Annotated in this window: 12 protein-coding genes; 7 read left to right on the top strand and 5 right to left on the bottom strand. The window is 66.5% G+C overall.

What is annotated here, in order from left to right; translation table 11 throughout:
• Window positions 1-6 precede the first annotated feature (6 nt).
• From glyS to glmM, 6 genes are all read left to right on the top strand, one after another.
• Window positions 7-2253 carry a glycine--tRNA ligase subunit beta gene (gene glyS, locus AC04PT_RS12985; RefSeq protein ID WP_482874124.1) on the top strand — a complete coding sequence of 749 codons (2247 nt, stop codon included), beginning with the start codon at window positions 7-9 and terminating at the stop codon, window positions 2251-2253.
• A 229-nt stretch (window positions 2254-2482) separates the two neighbouring features.
• Window positions 2483-4987: a putative PEP-binding protein gene (locus tag AC04PT_RS12980; protein WP_482874255.1), complete on the top strand. Its 2505-nt coding sequence runs from the start codon at window positions 2483-2485 to the stop codon at window positions 4985-4987.
• 177 nt (window positions 4988-5164) lie between these two features.
• Complete coding sequence (locus tag AC04PT_RS12975; RefSeq protein ID WP_482874123.1) at window positions 5165-5806, top strand: cell wall hydrolase; 642 nt, start codon at window positions 5165-5167, stop codon at window positions 5804-5806.
• 115 nt (window positions 5807-5921) lie between these two features.
• Window positions 5922-6860 (top strand): dihydroneopterin aldolase, encoded by a 939-nt coding sequence (locus tag AC04PT_RS12970; protein ID WP_482874122.1) that lies wholly within the window; start codon window positions 5922-5924, stop codon window positions 6858-6860.
• A gap of 27 nt (window positions 6861-6887) precedes the next feature.
• Entirely contained in the window at window positions 6888-7919 is a 1032-nt protein-coding gene (folP, locus tag AC04PT_RS12965; protein ID WP_482874121.1) for a dihydropteroate synthase, read from the top strand.
• Window positions 7909-9252, top strand: coding sequence for a phosphoglucosamine mutase (gene glmM / locus AC04PT_RS12960; protein WP_482874120.1), 1344 nt, complete (start codon window positions 7909-7911; stop codon window positions 9250-9252). Before folP ends, glmM begins: the two co-directional genes overlap by 11 nt.
• Before the next feature lie 217 nt (window positions 9253-9469).
• Here glmM and AC04PT_RS12955 read toward each other — a convergent pair whose 3' ends face one another.
• From AC04PT_RS12955 to AC04PT_RS12940, 4 genes are all read right to left on the bottom strand, one after another.
• Window positions 9470-10594: an aminotransferase class V-fold PLP-dependent enzyme gene (locus AC04PT_RS12955; RefSeq protein WP_482874119.1), complete on the bottom strand. Its 1125-nt coding sequence runs from the start codon at window positions 10592-10594 to the stop codon at window positions 9470-9472.
• 78 nt (window positions 10595-10672) lie between these two features.
• Window positions 10673-11536, bottom strand: coding sequence for a CHAD domain-containing protein (locus AC04PT_RS12950; RefSeq protein ID WP_482874118.1), 864 nt, complete (start codon window positions 11534-11536; stop codon window positions 10673-10675).
• Between the two features lie 38 nt (window positions 11537-11574).
• Complete coding sequence (locus AC04PT_RS12945) at window positions 11575-12033, bottom strand: Lrp/AsnC family transcriptional regulator (protein ID WP_482874117.1); 459 nt, start codon at window positions 12031-12033, stop codon at window positions 11575-11577.
• Between the two features lie 232 nt (window positions 12034-12265).
• Window positions 12266-12721: an Lrp/AsnC family transcriptional regulator gene (locus AC04PT_RS12940; protein WP_482874116.1), complete on the bottom strand. Its 456-nt coding sequence runs from the start codon at window positions 12719-12721 to the stop codon at window positions 12266-12268.
• Window positions 12722-12857: 136 nt separating this feature from the next.
• Between AC04PT_RS12940 and ilvC the strand changes: the two genes are divergently transcribed.
• Window positions 12858-13880, top strand: a complete 1023-nt coding sequence (gene ilvC, locus AC04PT_RS12935) for a ketol-acid reductoisomerase (protein WP_482874115.1) — start codon at window positions 12858-12860, stop codon at window positions 13878-13880.
• Between the two features lie 234 nt (window positions 13881-14114).
• Here the strand turns inward: ilvC and AC04PT_RS12930 are convergent, their stop codons facing one another.
• Entirely contained in the window at window positions 14115-15308 is a 1194-nt protein-coding gene (locus AC04PT_RS12930; protein WP_482874114.1) for a UbiH/UbiF family hydroxylase, read from the bottom strand.
• Between the last annotated feature and the right edge of the window lie 51 nt (window positions 15309-15359).

The raw sequence follows: 15359 nt of genomic DNA, 5'->3' as shown, positions 1-15359 counted from the left end.
GTTGTCATGCCCGACCTGCTGATCGAACTGTTTTCCGAGGAAATCCCGGCGCGCATGCAGGCACGTGCCTGCGAGGACCTGAAGAAGCGGATGACCGACGGGCTGGTCGAGGCGGGGCTGACATACGGCTCGGCGGCGGCGTTTTCCACGCCCCGGCGTCTGGTGCTGACGGTCGAGGGCATGACGGGTGAATCGCCCACCCTGCGCGAAGAGCGTAAGGGCCCCAAGGTAGGCGCGCCCGACAAGGCCGTTGAGGGCTTTCTGCGTGGGGCCGGGGTAACGCGTGACCAACTGCAAGAGCGGGACACTCCGAAAGGACCGGTATTCTTCGCGACCGTTGTGAAGCCCGGTCGGCAAGCCACTGAGATTGTTGCCGAAGTTCTGGAGGATGTGATCCGGAATTTCCCCTGGCCCAAGTCGATGCGCTGGGGGCGCGGCACGTTGCGCTGGGTGCGCCCGCTGCATTCGATGATCTGCATTCTCAGCGACGAGGCCGGGGCCGAGGTGGTGTCTGTCGAGGTCGGCGGGATCGCCGCCGGCGATACCACGCGGGGCCATCGCTTCATGGCGCCAGACGAGTTTTCCGTAACATCTTTCGATGATTACGCGATGAAGTTGAAGCGGGCGTATGTGATGTTGGACGCCGCAGAGCGCGCCGACCACATCTGGCATGACGCAACGAACATGGCGTTCTCGCAGGGACACGAGGTTGTTGAGGACCCGGGATTGCTGACCGAAGTGGCCGGGCTGGTCGAATGGCCGGTCGTGCTGATGGGCGAAATTGGTGAGGATTTTCTGGAGCTTCCGCCGGAGGTGCTGCAAACCTCGATGAAGGAGCACCAGAAGTTCTTTTCGGTCAGGAATCCGAAGACGGGCCGGATCGAGAAGTTCGTGACGGTGGCCAATCGTGAGACCGCCGACCATGGCGCGACGATCCTGGCGGGCAACCAGAAGGTACTTTCGGCTCGGCTGTCGGATGCAAAGTTCTTTTGGGAGAATGACTTGCGCGCCGTTTCTGATGCAGGTCTCGAAGCCATGGCGGAGCCTTTGGGGGCTGTGACCTTCCACAACAAGCTGGGATCGCAGGGCGCGCGGATCGCGCGGATCGCCGAACTGGCGCGGGAGATAGCGCCGGTGGTTGGCGCGGATGTGGAAGAAGCGGCGCTGGCAGCGCAGGTGGCGAAGGCGGACCTGTCGTCGGAGATGGTCTATGAGTTCCCGGAACTGCAGGGGATCATGGGGCGGTACTATGCCCAAAAGGCTGGCCTTTCCAACGCGGTATCGGATGCGGTGCGGGACCACTACTCGCCTCTGGGTCCGTCGGACGACGTGCCGTCCGAGCCGGTGTCGGTTGCCGTGGCGCTGGCGGACAAGCTGGACACGCTGACCGGGTTCTGGGCAATTGACGAAAAGCCGACCGGGTCGAAAGACCCGTTTGCCCTGCGACGGGCGGCGCTTGGGGTTATCCGGTTGATCCTGAACAATAATCTGTCGCTCAACCTCGACCGGTTCATTGACGCGCAACTGGTTCTGCACAAGCTCCACCTGAGTACCGGCAGCGCGAATGACCACGATATCAAGGCTTTGCGCGAAGTACTTGAAGAGATCGGCAATCATGGCGTGTTCGGCGCGGCATATCGCGCGGTGATGGGCCGGATGGACCAAGACGGGGAGACTGCGCCCGGATCTGTGGTGCGGACGGTGGGCGAAGCGGTGCCCGACATAAGCACCGATCTGCTGTCGTTTTTCCACGACCGGCTGAAGGTTTTCCTGCGCGATCAGGGTGTTAGGCATGACGTGATCGACGCCTGTATCGAAATGCCGGGGAACGACGACCTTGCATTGCTGGTGAAGCGTGCGACGGCGTTGCAGATGTTTCTCGACACCGACGACGGCGAGAACCTGCTGCAAGGGTTCAAGCGGGCAAACAACATCCTGACCCAGGCCGAAGAAAAGGATGGGGTCGAGTATTCCTTTGGTGCGGACATGAAGTTTGCCGAGGAAGCCGAGGAAAAGGCGTTGTTTTCCGCGCTGGAAAAGGCAGAACCGGAGATCACGGACGCCTTGGAGCGGCAGGATTTCGAGGCGGCGATGTCGGCCTTGGCCGGTCTGCGGGGCGCGGTTGACGGGTTTTTCGAGGCGGTTCAGGTGAACGCCGACAACGACCTGCTTCGGCGCAATCGTCTGAACCTGCTGAGCCAGATCCGGACACTGTGCCTGTCGGTGGCGGACCTGCGGCGTATCGAAGGTTAGTTTTGTACAATTTGTACAAAACAGACCCCAGTTTTGTACAAATGCCCCCCTGGGATGCGGTAGGATGGGCGGTAGCACTCTTCCTACGAAGGTCGGACGCAACGGGTTTTCCATTATTTACGCTTGTGTGATGTCGTGCGCCGCTTATGCTGCACTGCGTCATTGAAGGGCGGACAAGCCGTTGCTGCTGGAAAATCCGAACATCACGCCGATCACCCCGACCGCGCCGATGAAGGCGCACACCCATGGCGGGCGGGCGAAATGCCTCCAGCGGCTGGTGCGTATGGATCTGCCCGTGCCGCGCACGGTGGCGCTGTCGTTCGATGCCGTGCACGGCATCGCCAGCGGGCACACCCCGGACATTTCCGAGATACTGTCTGCCTTTCCCGAGGGCGCGCTGCTGTGCGTCCGGCCGTCGAGCGAGGATCCCGACTGGGGCGGGCCGGGGGCCATTCTCAATATCGGGATGAACGACGCGCGCTTTTCCGAGATGTGCGAGACGCTGGGCGAAGAGGCCGCGGCGGCGCTTTATGCGCGGTTCATCGAGGCCTATGCGCTGCACGTGGCGCGGCTTGATCCGGATATGTTCGACGATATCACCGCCGAAGGGTCACAGGCGCTGAAGGAAGCCTTGCGCGCCTATGAGGAAGAGGCCGAAGAGCCGTTTCCGCAGGAGCCCGAGGTACAGTTGCGGCAGGTCCTGCGTTCGATGGCGCGGGCCTGGGAAGGGACGACGGCAAGATTGCTGCGACAGGCCAAGGGCGCGCCGGCGGACGCCGGGCTGGGCCTTGTTGTGCAGGAGATGGCGCTGGGCATTGGCAACCCCGACGCGCGCGACGGCGAGACCGGGTCGGGGGTGCTGCAATTGGTCAACAGCCACACCGGGCTTCGGCAGGTCACCGGGCGATACCTGAGCCAGAGCCAGGGCCGCGACGCGCTGAGTGGCGGTGCCGAGGCGTTGTTTCTGGCGCGCGACCCGCGCGGGCCGTCGCTGGAGGAAACCGCGCCGGAGGCCTTTGCCGAGATCGTCGACATCGCGGAACGGATGCGGCGCAAGCTGCGCGCCGAGATGCAGATCGAGTTCACCATCCAGGGCGGGCGCGTGCATGTGCTGGACGGGGTGGTGGTGCCGCGCTCCAGCCGCGCGGCGGTGCGGATCGCGGTGGCGCTGGCCGAGGACAAGATCATCCCGCGCGAAGAGGCGTTGATGCGGGTCGAGCCGCGGGCGCTGAGCGAGTTGCTGCACCGCCAGATCGACCCCGATGCCGAGCGCGAGGTGCTGGGGCGCGGGGTGGCGGCCTCGCCCGGGGCGGCGACGGGGCGGATCGTGTTTACCGCGGCGGCGGCGCAGGCCAGCGCGGCCCGCGACGAGCCCTGCATCCTGGTGCGGCGCGAGACCTCGCCCGAGGACATCCGCGGGATGCAGGCCGCGGTGGGCGTGCTGACCGAACGGGGCGGGATGACGTCGCACGCTGCGGTGATCGGGCGCGGCATGGGCATTCCCTGCGTCGTGGGCGCGGCGCGGATGGGATTTCATCTGCGCAAGAAGCGGCTGGTGGCGCTGGATGGGACGGTGTTCACCGAGGGCGATATCATCACCATCGATGGCGCGGCGGGCGAGGTTCTGGCCGGGTCGCCGCCGATGCTCGAGGCGGCGCTGGACGACGCCTTTCAGACGCTGATGGAATGGGCCGACGCGGTGCGCGACATCGACGTGCGGGCCAATGCGGATACGCCGATGGATGCCACCACGGCGCGGAACTTCAAGGCCGACGGGATCGGGCTGTGCCGGACCGAGCACATGTTCTTTGAAACCGACCGCATGATCGTGATGCGCGAGATGATCTTCGCCAACTCGTCAGAGGACCGGCGGGCGGCGCTGGAGCTGCTGCTGCCGATGCAACGGGCCGATTTCATCGAGCTGTTCCGTATCATGCAGGGGATGCCGGTCTGCATCCGGCTGTTCGATCCGCCGCTGCACGAATTCCTGCCGACCGACAAGCCGGGGCTGCGCGCGCTGGCCGAGGCGCTGGACCTGCCGGTCAGCGATGTCGAGCGGCGGGTGGAAAACCTGAGCGAGTATAACCCCATGCTGGGGATGCGCGGGGTCCGGCTGGGGATCACGCTGCCCGAGATCTATGACATGCAGGCGCGTGCCATCTTTGAAGCGACGATCGCCGCCAGCCGGGAAGGCGCGCAGGTGGTGCCGGAGATCATGATCCCGCTGGTTTCGGCCCGGCGCGAGGTGGAACTGGTGCGGGCGCGGATGGATGCCGTCGCGGCCTCGGTGCGCTATGAAACCGGCGCGGACTTCGATTACCGGCTGGGAGTGATGGTCGAGACGCCGCGCGCGGCGCTCAGGGCCGAAGAGATCGCGGAGCACAGCGATTTCCTGAGCTTCGGGACCAACGACCTGACGCAGATGACCTATGGCCTGTCGCGCGACGATGCCGGGCGGTTCATGTCGGAATACGTGCAGCAGGGGGTGTTTCCCGAAGATCCGTTCCATGTGCTCGATCCCGATGGCGTGGGCGAGCTTTTGAAGATCGGGGCCGAGCGGGGCCGCAAGTCGCGGCCGCAGGTGGTGCTGTCGATCTGTGGCGAACACGGCGGCAACCCCGATTCGATTGCGATCTGCCGCGATCTGGGGTTCACCTATGTCTCGTGTTCGCCGTTTCGTGTTCCGGTTGCGCGACTGGCCGCGGCACAGCTGACGATACGGGACAACATCTAGAGGGCCGGTTGCGGGAATCGCTGTGATATAGGGGTTTTGCGCCGGCATCGGCAAAAAACCGGCACTGTTGCACGCCTGCGTCAGCCTGCCGCTATCCGATATTTCACATCTTGGGTATAAGGCCCGAGTTTGCTGAAAGCCCGGGACCTCTCGGGCTTATGCTTGTGAGGGACATCAATGCGACTCATTTTTGCTGCCTGCGCAGCCGCGCTCCTCGGGATATGGGGACACGGTGCTGAAGCCGAACTGCGCCAGGACGAGGTCGGAAGCCTTATCAAACTCGAACGTCAGGGATTGAAATCGGTTCCCAAGGGCACGCTGAAGTGGGCGCTTGGCGCGGCCACTCCGACGCAGCCGGGCAACGTGGAATTCACGCAGGCGTGGCTGGACAGCCTGCCGCGCGGCAAGGGCGGCGAGCAGTTTGCCTGCCTTGCCGAGGCGCTTTATTTCGAGGCCCGGGGCGAGAGCATCAAGGGGCAGGTGGCGGTGGCCGAAGTGATCCTGAACCGGGTGCAGAGCCCGAAGTTCCCGGATTCGGTCTGCGGCGTGATCAACCAGGGCACCGGGCGGAAGTATGCCTGCCAGTTCACCTATACCTGCGACGGCCATGCCGAGAAGGTCAACGAACCGGCGGCCTATGCGCGGGTGGCCAAGATCGCCAAGGCGATGCTGAGCGGATTGCCGCGCCGGCTGACCGACGGGGCGACGTATTATCACACCACCGCCGTGGCGCCCAACTGGTCGCGCAAGTTTGCGCACACCACCACCATCGGCGTTCACAAGTTCTATCGCCCGCATCAGCGCGTGTCGATGAACTGATACCGGACTGATCCGCGCCGGTGTCGGTTTACGGCAGCGGCGCGACGCGCGGAGGGGTTCTGGACCCGCGCGGAATATGCCACAGAGGGCGCATCGTCACCATCGGGGGCCGCCCATGACCCAGGACAGCACGCAGGATATCCGTCTCGCCTTTGCGCATCCCGCGGAGCGCGCCGCCGCCACCGCGGTCGAGCCGCCGCGCGACCGGATTTCGCTGCGCGATCACATCGTCGAGGTCGAGATCGGCGCGTTCCAGTCCGAACGCGGTCTGACCCAGCGGCTGAGCTTCAACGTGGTGGTCGAGGTGGGCGGCGCCGACGAGCAGGTCGACGACGACGTGGACCGTATCCTCAGCTATGACCGGGTGACCGAGGCAATTGCCCATGAACTGGGGGCCGAACGGCTGAACCTGCTGGAGACCCTGGCCGAACGCGTGGCGTTGCGCATCCTGCGCGAGCCGCAGGCGATGCGGGTCTTCGTGCGGATCGAGAAACTGGACCGGGGGCCGGGGGCGCTTGGCGTCGAGATCGTGCGGGGGCGCGAGGATGTGACCTCGGCCGCGACGGAGGCCGGGGAAAAGCCGCATCCGCGGGTGGTGTACCTGTCGAATGCCGCGGCCCGGTCGGATCACCTGAAGGGTTGGCTTGATACGCTTGAGGCGGCGGGGGCGCCGGTGGTGCTGTGCGTCGGCTTGCCCGAAGCGGCGCGGCCCGAAGCCGGGCAGCCCGAGGCGCAGCGCCGGGTGGACCTGCTGGCCATCGAGCAGAACGGCTGGCTGCTGGCGGCGCGCGATCCGCGCTGCGTGGTGGTCGGCACCCGGACCGAGCTGGACTGGGGCATGAAGAACGGGCAGATCGGCCTGTGGGCGCCGTCGAAGATCGTACTGGATGCCGCTTCGGGTCCACAGGGCCTGCCGCTCGATCCGGTGGCGCTGGCGGCCTGGCTGGCCGGGCTGCTCGAGGCCTGCGAACTGGTGGTGATCGGCGAAGCCTTGCCGGTGGCGCCGGGTGTGCCGGCGCGCGCGGTCCCAGTGGACGAGCCGACGCTTGCATGAGGCCCCGGTTTCGCGCATTCAAGCGCAATGACCGCCGATCAAGACGCATATTACCGCCCGCTGGTGCAACACGGCCCGGTGCGGCCCGACGACGCGGTGACGCTTGCGGGGGGCTGGTGCTGGTTCACCCATGCCGAACGGCGGACCCGCGACGGCGGCGACAGGATCGTGCCGGTTTCGGAGATTCCCGGCGACGTGATGACCAACCTGACGGTGCCGCGGCCCCCGGTTGCGGGCCTGCTTATGGACGCGCCGCGTCTGATGGGGATCGTCAACGTCACCCCTGACAGTTTCTCGGACGGCGGCCAGTTCGCCGGCCCGGCGCGCGCGGTGAAGCACGGGGTGGATCTGGCCGAAGCCGGGGCCGACATCGTCGACATCGGCGGCGAGAGCACGCGGCCCGGGGCGGTGGACGTGCCCGAGGAGGCCGAGATCGCACGGGTGGAACCGGTGATCGCGGCGCTGTCGAAGCGGGTCGATGTGCCGATCTCGATCGACACGCGCAAGCAGTCGGTGGCGGTGGCGGCGGTGACGGCGGGGGCGGCGCTGGTCAATGACGTGTCGGGGTTTACTTACGACAAGGCGCTGGCGCCGTTCTGCGCGCGCCACCAGTTGCCGGTCTGCGTGATGCATACGCAGGGCACGCCGCAGACCATGCAGGAGAACCCGCAGTACGACGACGTGCTGCTGGACGTCTACGATTTCCTGCTGGCGCAGATCTGCGTGCTGGGCGAACTGGGCATCCCGCGCCACCGGATCGTGGCCGATCCCGGCATCGGTTTCGGCAAGAGCATCGCGCATAACCTGGCCTTGCTGAACGGGATCAGCCTGTTTCACGCACTGGGCGTGCCACTGCTGCTGGGCGCGTCGCGCAAGGGCATGATCCGGGTGATCGGCGCGGCAGAGGCGCCCGAGGACCGGATGCCCGGATCGGTGGCGCTGGCGCTTGCGGGCGTGGCGCAGGGGGTGCAGATAGTGCGGGTGCATGATGTGGCCGAGACGCGGCAGGCGCTGCGGCTCTGGCAGGCGGTTGAAAGAGGAAGATTTGATGTCACGTAAGCTTTTCGGCACCGACGGGGTGCGCGGCCGGGCCAATACCGCGCCGATGACCGCCGACATGGCGCTGCGGATCGGCGCCGCCACCGGCCGCTATTTCCGCCGCGACAACGGCGGGGTGCACCGGGTGGTGATCGGCAAGGATACCCGCCGGTCGGGCTACATGTTCGAGACCGCGCTGACCGCGGGGCTGACCTCGACCGGCATGTCGGTGCTGCTGCTGGGGCCGGTGCCGACGCCGGCGGTGGGGCTGCTGACGCCATCGATGCGGGCGGACTTGGGGATCATGATCTCGGCCAGCCACAACCCGGCCGAGGACAATGGCATCAAGTTCTTCGGGCCGGACGGCTTCAAGCTGTCGGACGAGGCCGAGGGCGAGATCGAGAAGCTGATCGAGGCGGGGGTGGACCCCTCGGAGGCCGACAGGATCGGCAAGGCCAAGCGCATCGACGACGGCCGCTTCCGCTATCAGGAACGGGTCAAGAGCACCTTCCCGGCCGGGATGCGGCTGGACGGCATGAAGGTGGTGATCGACTGCGCCAACGGCGCGGCCTATCGCGCCGCGCCGGAGGTGCTGTGGGAACTGGGCGCCGACGTGATCCCGGTGGGGGTCAATCCGGACGGGTTCAACATCAATGACGGCTGCGGTTCGACCCATCCGATGACCGCCGCCGAGGCGGTGGTGGCGCATGGCGCCGACGTGGGCATCTGCCTGGATGGCGATGCCGACCGGGTGATGATCATCGACGAGACCGGACAGGTGGCCGACGGCGACCAGATCATGGCGCTGATGGCCGCGCGCTGGGCCGAGGAGGACCGGCTGCGTGGCGGCACTCTGGTGGCGACGGTGATGTCGAACCTCGGGCTGGAGCGGTTTCTCGATGCCAAGGGGCTGCGGCTGGAGCGGACCGGCGTGGGCGACCGCTATGTCGTCGAGGCGATGCGGCGCGGCGGCTGGAACCTCGGTGGCGAACAGTCGGGGCATATCGTGATGACCGATTATGCCACCACCGGCGACGGGCTGATGGCGGGGTTGCAGTTTCTGGCCGAGATGACGCGGACCGGGCGCAAGGCCTCGGACCTTGCGCGGAACTTCGAGCCGGTGCCGCAGATGCTGAAGAACGTGCGCTTCGATGCCGGTCAGGCCCCGCTGGAGGCCGACGCGGTGAAGGCGGCGATCGCCTCGGCCGAGGGCGAGTTGAACGGCAAGGGCCGGCTGCTGATCCGCAAGTCAGGAACCGAGCCGCTGATCCGGGTGATGGCGGAATGCGAGGATCCGGTGATGCTGGAGGCCGTCGTGGACCGCGTCGTGGGGGCCGTCGAAGAAGTCGTCTGAGGCAGGATGGGTGCCGAGCCCCCATCTTGCCGGATCGGGGCCTCCGCGGCACTGACCCGCGGGCCGGGGCGGCTCAGGACGGGTCGTGCATGCTTCCGGCGGGAGTTTAAGGGCAAGATGAAGACAGGGAGCGTCCCTGGGCCTTCATCTTGCCGGATAAACTCCGGGGGTGAGCCCGCAGGGCGAGGGGGCAGCGCCCCCTTTGGCCGGTGACGGTTCAGAGCACCTTGTCGAGGGTTGCCTCCAGCCGGCCGACGGTGGCGTCGACGTCATAGAGCTTGTCGAGACCGAAGAGACCGAGGCGAAAGGTCGAGAAGCCGTCGCCTTCGTCGCATTGCAACGGTACGCCGGCGGCGATCTGGGTGCCTTGTACCGCGAAGGCGCGGCCGGACTTGATGTCGGGGTTGTTGGTATAGCTGACGACGACGCCAGGGGCCTCGTAACCGGGGGCGGCGACGGTCTTCACGCCCTTCGAGGCCAGCAGCGCGCGGACCTTGGTGCCGAGGTCCCATTGCGCGGCCTTCAGCTTGTCGAAACCGAAGTCGCGGCTTTCCAGCATGGTGTCGCGGAACATGCGCAGCCCGTCGGTGGGCATGGTGGCGTGGTAGGCATGGCCGCCGCCCTCGTAGGCCTGCATGATCTGGTGCCATTTCTTCAGGTCGGCGGCGAAGCTATCGGAGGTGGTGTTGTCCAGCCGTTCGAGCGCGCGGGACGACAGCATCACCAGCCCCGCGCAGGGCGTGGAGGACCAACCCTTCTGCGGCGCGGAGATCAGCACGTCGACACCGGTGGCCTCCATGTCGATCCATATGCAGCCAGAAGCGATGCAGTCCAGCACCATCAGCGCACCGACCTCGTGTGCGGCTTCGGCCATGGCCTTGAGGTGGTCATCGGGCAGGATGATGCCCGAGGAGGTTTCCACATGCGGGGCGATCACCAGATCGGGCTTTTCGGCACGGATGCGGGCGGTGATTTCGTCGATCGGGGCGGGGGCGAATGGCGACTGCGGGTCGTTGCCGGTGCGGCTGGCCTTCAGCACGGTCTCAGCGCCGGTGAAGCCGCCCATGGCGAAGATCTGCGACCAGCGGAAGGAGAACCAGCCGTTGCGGACGACGAGGCAGTTTGCATCCTGGGCGAATTGGCGGGCCACCGCCTCCATTCCGAAGGTGCCGCCGCCGGGGACGATCACGACCGCCTGCGCCGCGTAGACCGCCTTCAAGGTGTCCGAGATGTCGTGCATGACCTCCTGAAAGGTGGCGGACATGTGGTTGAGCGAGCGGTCGGTGAAGACCACCGAGAATTCGTCGAGGCCGTTGGGGTCGATATCGTCGCGCAGCGCCATGTCCGTCTCCTTGTTGTCGGGTAAAGGGCTAGCGTGGCGGCGGGCGAAAGGCAATTGGCGTCAGGCGCGCCGGTTTTTTCACGCCGTCCGGTAGGCCTTGGCCAGCCTCTTCGGCTTGCGGCGCAGCAGCTTGGGGGCCCTGGCGAAGGCGCGGTTCTGCAGGCGGTCCATCTCGATCATCAAGGGGGTGCGAAGGGCCTGTGCGGCCTTGGGCGGCAGGTCGCCGGCTTCGATCAGGCGGGTGAGGTCGGCATAATCCTGATGGTCCCCGAGCAGGTCGGACAGGCGGCCGAGAGCGTCGATGCGGGTTTTCAGCTTTTCCGGGGCGCAGGTCCTGAGCAGGCGGGCGTGATACCAGTGGTATTTCACCCGCTTGCGCCATTGGTGAAGGTCGGCGGGGGCGCGGGTGTCGCGCGCCGTGGCGCCGGCCTTGCGGGCGCGGCCGTAGGTCTTGCGGAGCCCGGCTTTGAGGGCGGAGAAGCCCTTGCCCTTCACCTTCCAGTGCCGGGCGCGGTCGCGGCAGGCGATCAGATCGGCGCGGAATTCGGCTGCGCGGCCGTCGAGGTCGTCCAGATGCGCCGCGCGGGCGCGGTGTTCGAGGGCGTCGTGCGCCGCGGCCGCGTTGGGGCCTGTGAGGCGGTCGGGATAGGCCCGGGCCAGCCGGTCGAAGGCTTCCAGCGCGGCGGCGCCTTCGCGGGGGCCAGCGACGCGGCGGGCGGCGTCGCGCAGGGCGGCGTTCTCGGTCTTGTAATCGGGGAAGGCGGGGCGGACGAGGCGGAGCAGCCCGCGGAGCTTCTTGCAGGCCTTGCGGGCATCGTGAATGGCCTCGTCGGTGTCGTCTGCCCCATCGAGAGCGGCGATGGCACCGTCAAGTTGATCGCAGGCGATGCGGCGGAGCGCCTTGGTGACGGTCTTGTCGGACCTTTTGATGCGGTAGCCCATGGGAATGAGATTAGGACCTGCCAGGCGGGGGGCAAGCCTCAGCCGAGGGGGCCGGGCAGGCGTTCCTCGGACAGGAGCACGTTGGCCTCGACTTGCCCCGCACCGGGCAGCGTCATGATGCGGCGTCTGAGGACGCGCTCGAAATCGCTGAGGTCGCGGGCGACGACGCGCAGGCGATAGTCGTAGAGGCCGAGGATATGCTCGACGGTCTGCACCTCGGGGATGGCGGTGACGGCGCGTTCGAAATCCTCGAGGCTGACACGTCCCTTGGTGGCAAGCTTGACGCCAAGGAAGACGGTGACGCCGAAGCCCAGTTTCTCGCGGTCGAGGATCAGGCGGGTGCCCTTGATGACGCCGCTGTCGCGCAGGCGCTTGATGCGGCGCCAGGTGGCGGGTTGCGAGAGGCCCAGCCGACGGCCGAGGGTGCCGGCCGACAGCGTGGCATCGGCGGTGAGGGCGCGGAGGATGGCGCGGTCGGTGGCGTCGAGGTCGGTCATGGGGCTTCGGTGAATTGAAGATGCGAAACCGAAACGGTGGGCGTGGGTGCGTAACATCCGAGGTTCCGTGCAACCGGCGCGCATGCGCCATGCCCGACCTCCCCCCAAGGAGGGCATACATGCTGCATCGGCTGCGCGTGAGGCGTCTGCTGATTTGCCTGACGGAAGGTGTGCTTGGCTGAGAGGGCCCCCCGAGCTCGGGCAGGGCGCATGCGCGCCTTTGTAACGTGGGTCATACCGGCAACGCCTCGTCGTCCTTGATGCGGGCGACGTGCATCAGGGCTTCGAGGTCCATGATGTGGGGCAGGGTGAGCAGGCGGTCGCGGTAGATCTGCTGGTAATGCGGGATGTCGCGGGCGATGACGGCAAGGCGGACATCGACCTGTCCGAGGAAGGTCTGGATCTCGATCACCTCGGGCACCTCGCGGGCAGCGGCGAGGAATTCGTCGAAGGCGCGGGACTGGGTCTTGTCGAGGGTCAGGCGTAGCGAGACCTCGACGGCGTAGCCGAGGGCGGGCCAGTGGATCTCGGCCCGCTTGCCCTTGAACACGCCGGCCTCGCGCATCCGTTCGAGCCGGCGGGACAGAGTGGCCGCCGTGACGTTGGCGCGGGCCGCGAGGTCCGACAGCGGCAGGTCGGGATCGGCCTGCATCTGGCGGAGAATGCGTCTGTCGGTGTCGTCAAGCATGATTTCCGTCAGATACGGCAAATCGACGAATAGATAAATCGGAAAATGGCGGAATAATCGCGGGTTTGACGTGCAGTTCCGCGAGACTGGGCGTAGGTTGCCCCCCAATCGAACACGTCAAGCTGAAGGAAGTGACATGCGCGTTTACTATGATCGCGATTGCGATGTGAACCTCATCAAGGACAAGAAAGTCGCCATTCTGGGCTACGGCAGCCAGGGCCACGCCCATGCGCTGAACCTGCGCGACTCGGGTGCCAAGAACATCGTCGTGGCGCTGCGCGAAGGCTCGCCCTCGGCGAAGAAGGCTGAAGGCGAAGGGCTGAAGGTCATGGGCATCGCGGAAGCGGCGGCCTGGTGCGATGTCATCATGTTCACCATGCCCGATGAGCTTCAGGCCGAGACCTACAAGAAATACGTCCACGACAACCTGAAGGAAGGCTCCGCCATTGCCTTCGCCCACGGTCTGAACGTGCACTTTGGGTTGATCGAGCCGAAGCCGGGCGTCGACGTCATCATGATGGCGCCGAAGGGTCCGGGCCACACCGTGCGCGGCGAATACACCAAGGGCGGCGGCGTGCCCTGCCTTGTGGCGGTGCATCAGGATGCGTCCGGCAAGGCGCTGGAGATCGGCCTGTCCTATTGCTCGGCCATCGGTGGCGGCCGTTCGGGCATCATCGAGACCAACTTCCGCGAGGAATGCGAAACCGACCTGTTCGGTGAACAAGCGGTGCTTTGCGGCGGTCTGGTCGAGCTGATCCGAATGGGCTTCGAGACGCTGGTGGAAGCTGGCTATGAGCCGGAGATGGCCTATTTCGAGTGCCTGCACGAAGTGAAGCTGATCGTGGACCTGATCTACGAAGGCGGCATCGCCAACATGAACTACTCGATCTCGAACACTGCCGAGTACGGCGAGTACGTGTCGGGGCCGCGCATCCTGCCCTACGATGAGACCAAGAAGCGGATGAAAGAGGTTCTGACCGACATCCAGACCGGCAAGTTCGTGCGTGACTTCATGCAGGAAAATGCCGTCGGCCAGCCGTCGTTCAAGGCGACCCGCCGGATCAACGACGAGCACCAGATCGAAGCGACCGGCGAGAAGCTGCGCGGCATGATGCCGTGGATCTCGGCCGGCAAGATGGTCGACAAAGAGAAGAACTGATCTTTTCAGATTTTCGGTGAGAAAGGACCCGGCAGCGACGGAAGCTGCCGGGTTCTGCGTTTAGGGGTCAGTGCGTTTCGCCGAAGGACCCTTGGACATGAAATTTCCTACCCTGATATTTCCGATACTGCTGCTTGCGGCGTGCATGTCGTTGGGGACGGTGATCCTGGGGTGACATCGCGGACTGGCGGCGGCCTTCGGCCTTGATTCCGCGCGGGGTGTGTGGGGCGGGCGCTAGCGCTTCGCTCCGAGGCCCATTTGCATAAGCGCACGTCTGACCGGAGCTATCTCGTGCAGGGCGGCGATGCCGGCAGCGCGAAGGTCGCGCAGGGGCGCGGGAGTCATCATCGAGGTGCGGTTGAGCGCGGTGATGCCGGCGATGCGGGCGCGGATGTCGGGCAGGCGAGCACGCTCATAGGCGGCGAGCATGGCCGCGTCGCCCAGCGTGTCGGGGTTGGCCTTCGCCAGGTCCAACAGCGTCGAGAGATCGGCCAGCGACATGTTGAGGCCCTGCGCGCCGATCGGCGGCAGGACGTGGGCGGCTTCGGCGACCAGCGCGAGGCGTTCGGAGGTGAGCCGGGTGGCGTGCTGGGCGATGATCGGCCAGATGGCGCGGCGCGAGGCGAGGGTGAGCGGGCCGAACAGGTGCGCGGAGCGTTCGGTCATGGCGGTCTCAAACCCGGGCACGTCCATGGCGTGAAGCGCGGCGGCCTTCGGGCCGGTCTCCATCCAGACCACGGCCGAGGAGGGGCGGCCCTGATGATCGGGCAGGGGGACGAGGGTGAAAGGTCCGCCGGTGCGGTGAATTTCGGTCGAGGTGTTGTTGTGCGGGATCGGGTGGGTGACCGAGAAGGCCAGCGCCTTCTGGCCGAAGCGGGTGGTTTTTACCGTGATCCCGGCGGCCTGGCGCAGGGTGGAGTCGCGGCCGTCGGCGGCAATGACGAGGCGGGCGCGGTGGCGGGTGCCGTCGGACAGGGTGACGCGGGCCTCGGCAGTGCGGGTGAAAAGCGCGGTGGCGGAGACACCGGTGCGGAAGGTGACGTTCGCCATGTCGTCCAGCCGGGCGGCGATGTCGCGGCGCAGACGCCAGTTGGGAAGGTTCCAGCCGAAGGGCTCGTCCGAGATGTCGCTGGCGTCGAAATCGCGGGACAGGCGGGGCTCGGGCGTGGTGCCGCCCGCGTCGACGATGCGCATGGTCTGGAGCGGCGTGGCGTGCGGGGCGAGGCGTTGCCAGAGGCCCGCTTCGGCAAGGAAATCACGGGCCGGTTGCAGGAAGGCGGTGGAGCGCTGATCGGCAGTCTCGGCGTCGCGGTCGGCGACCGGCGGCGCGGGATCGACGCAGAGCACGCTGAAGCCGGCCTGCCCGAAGGCGGCGGCGGCGGTGAGGCCGGCGATGCCGCCTCCGGCGATGATGATGTCGTGATGCATGTCAGGGATCCTTTGCCCGGATCATAGCGCGGGCGGGCGCGGGGGCCAGAG

The organism is Litorisediminivivens sp. KMU-197 (genome assembly GCF_056858395.1).
This window is presented reverse-complemented; position numbering and strand designations above follow the sequence as displayed.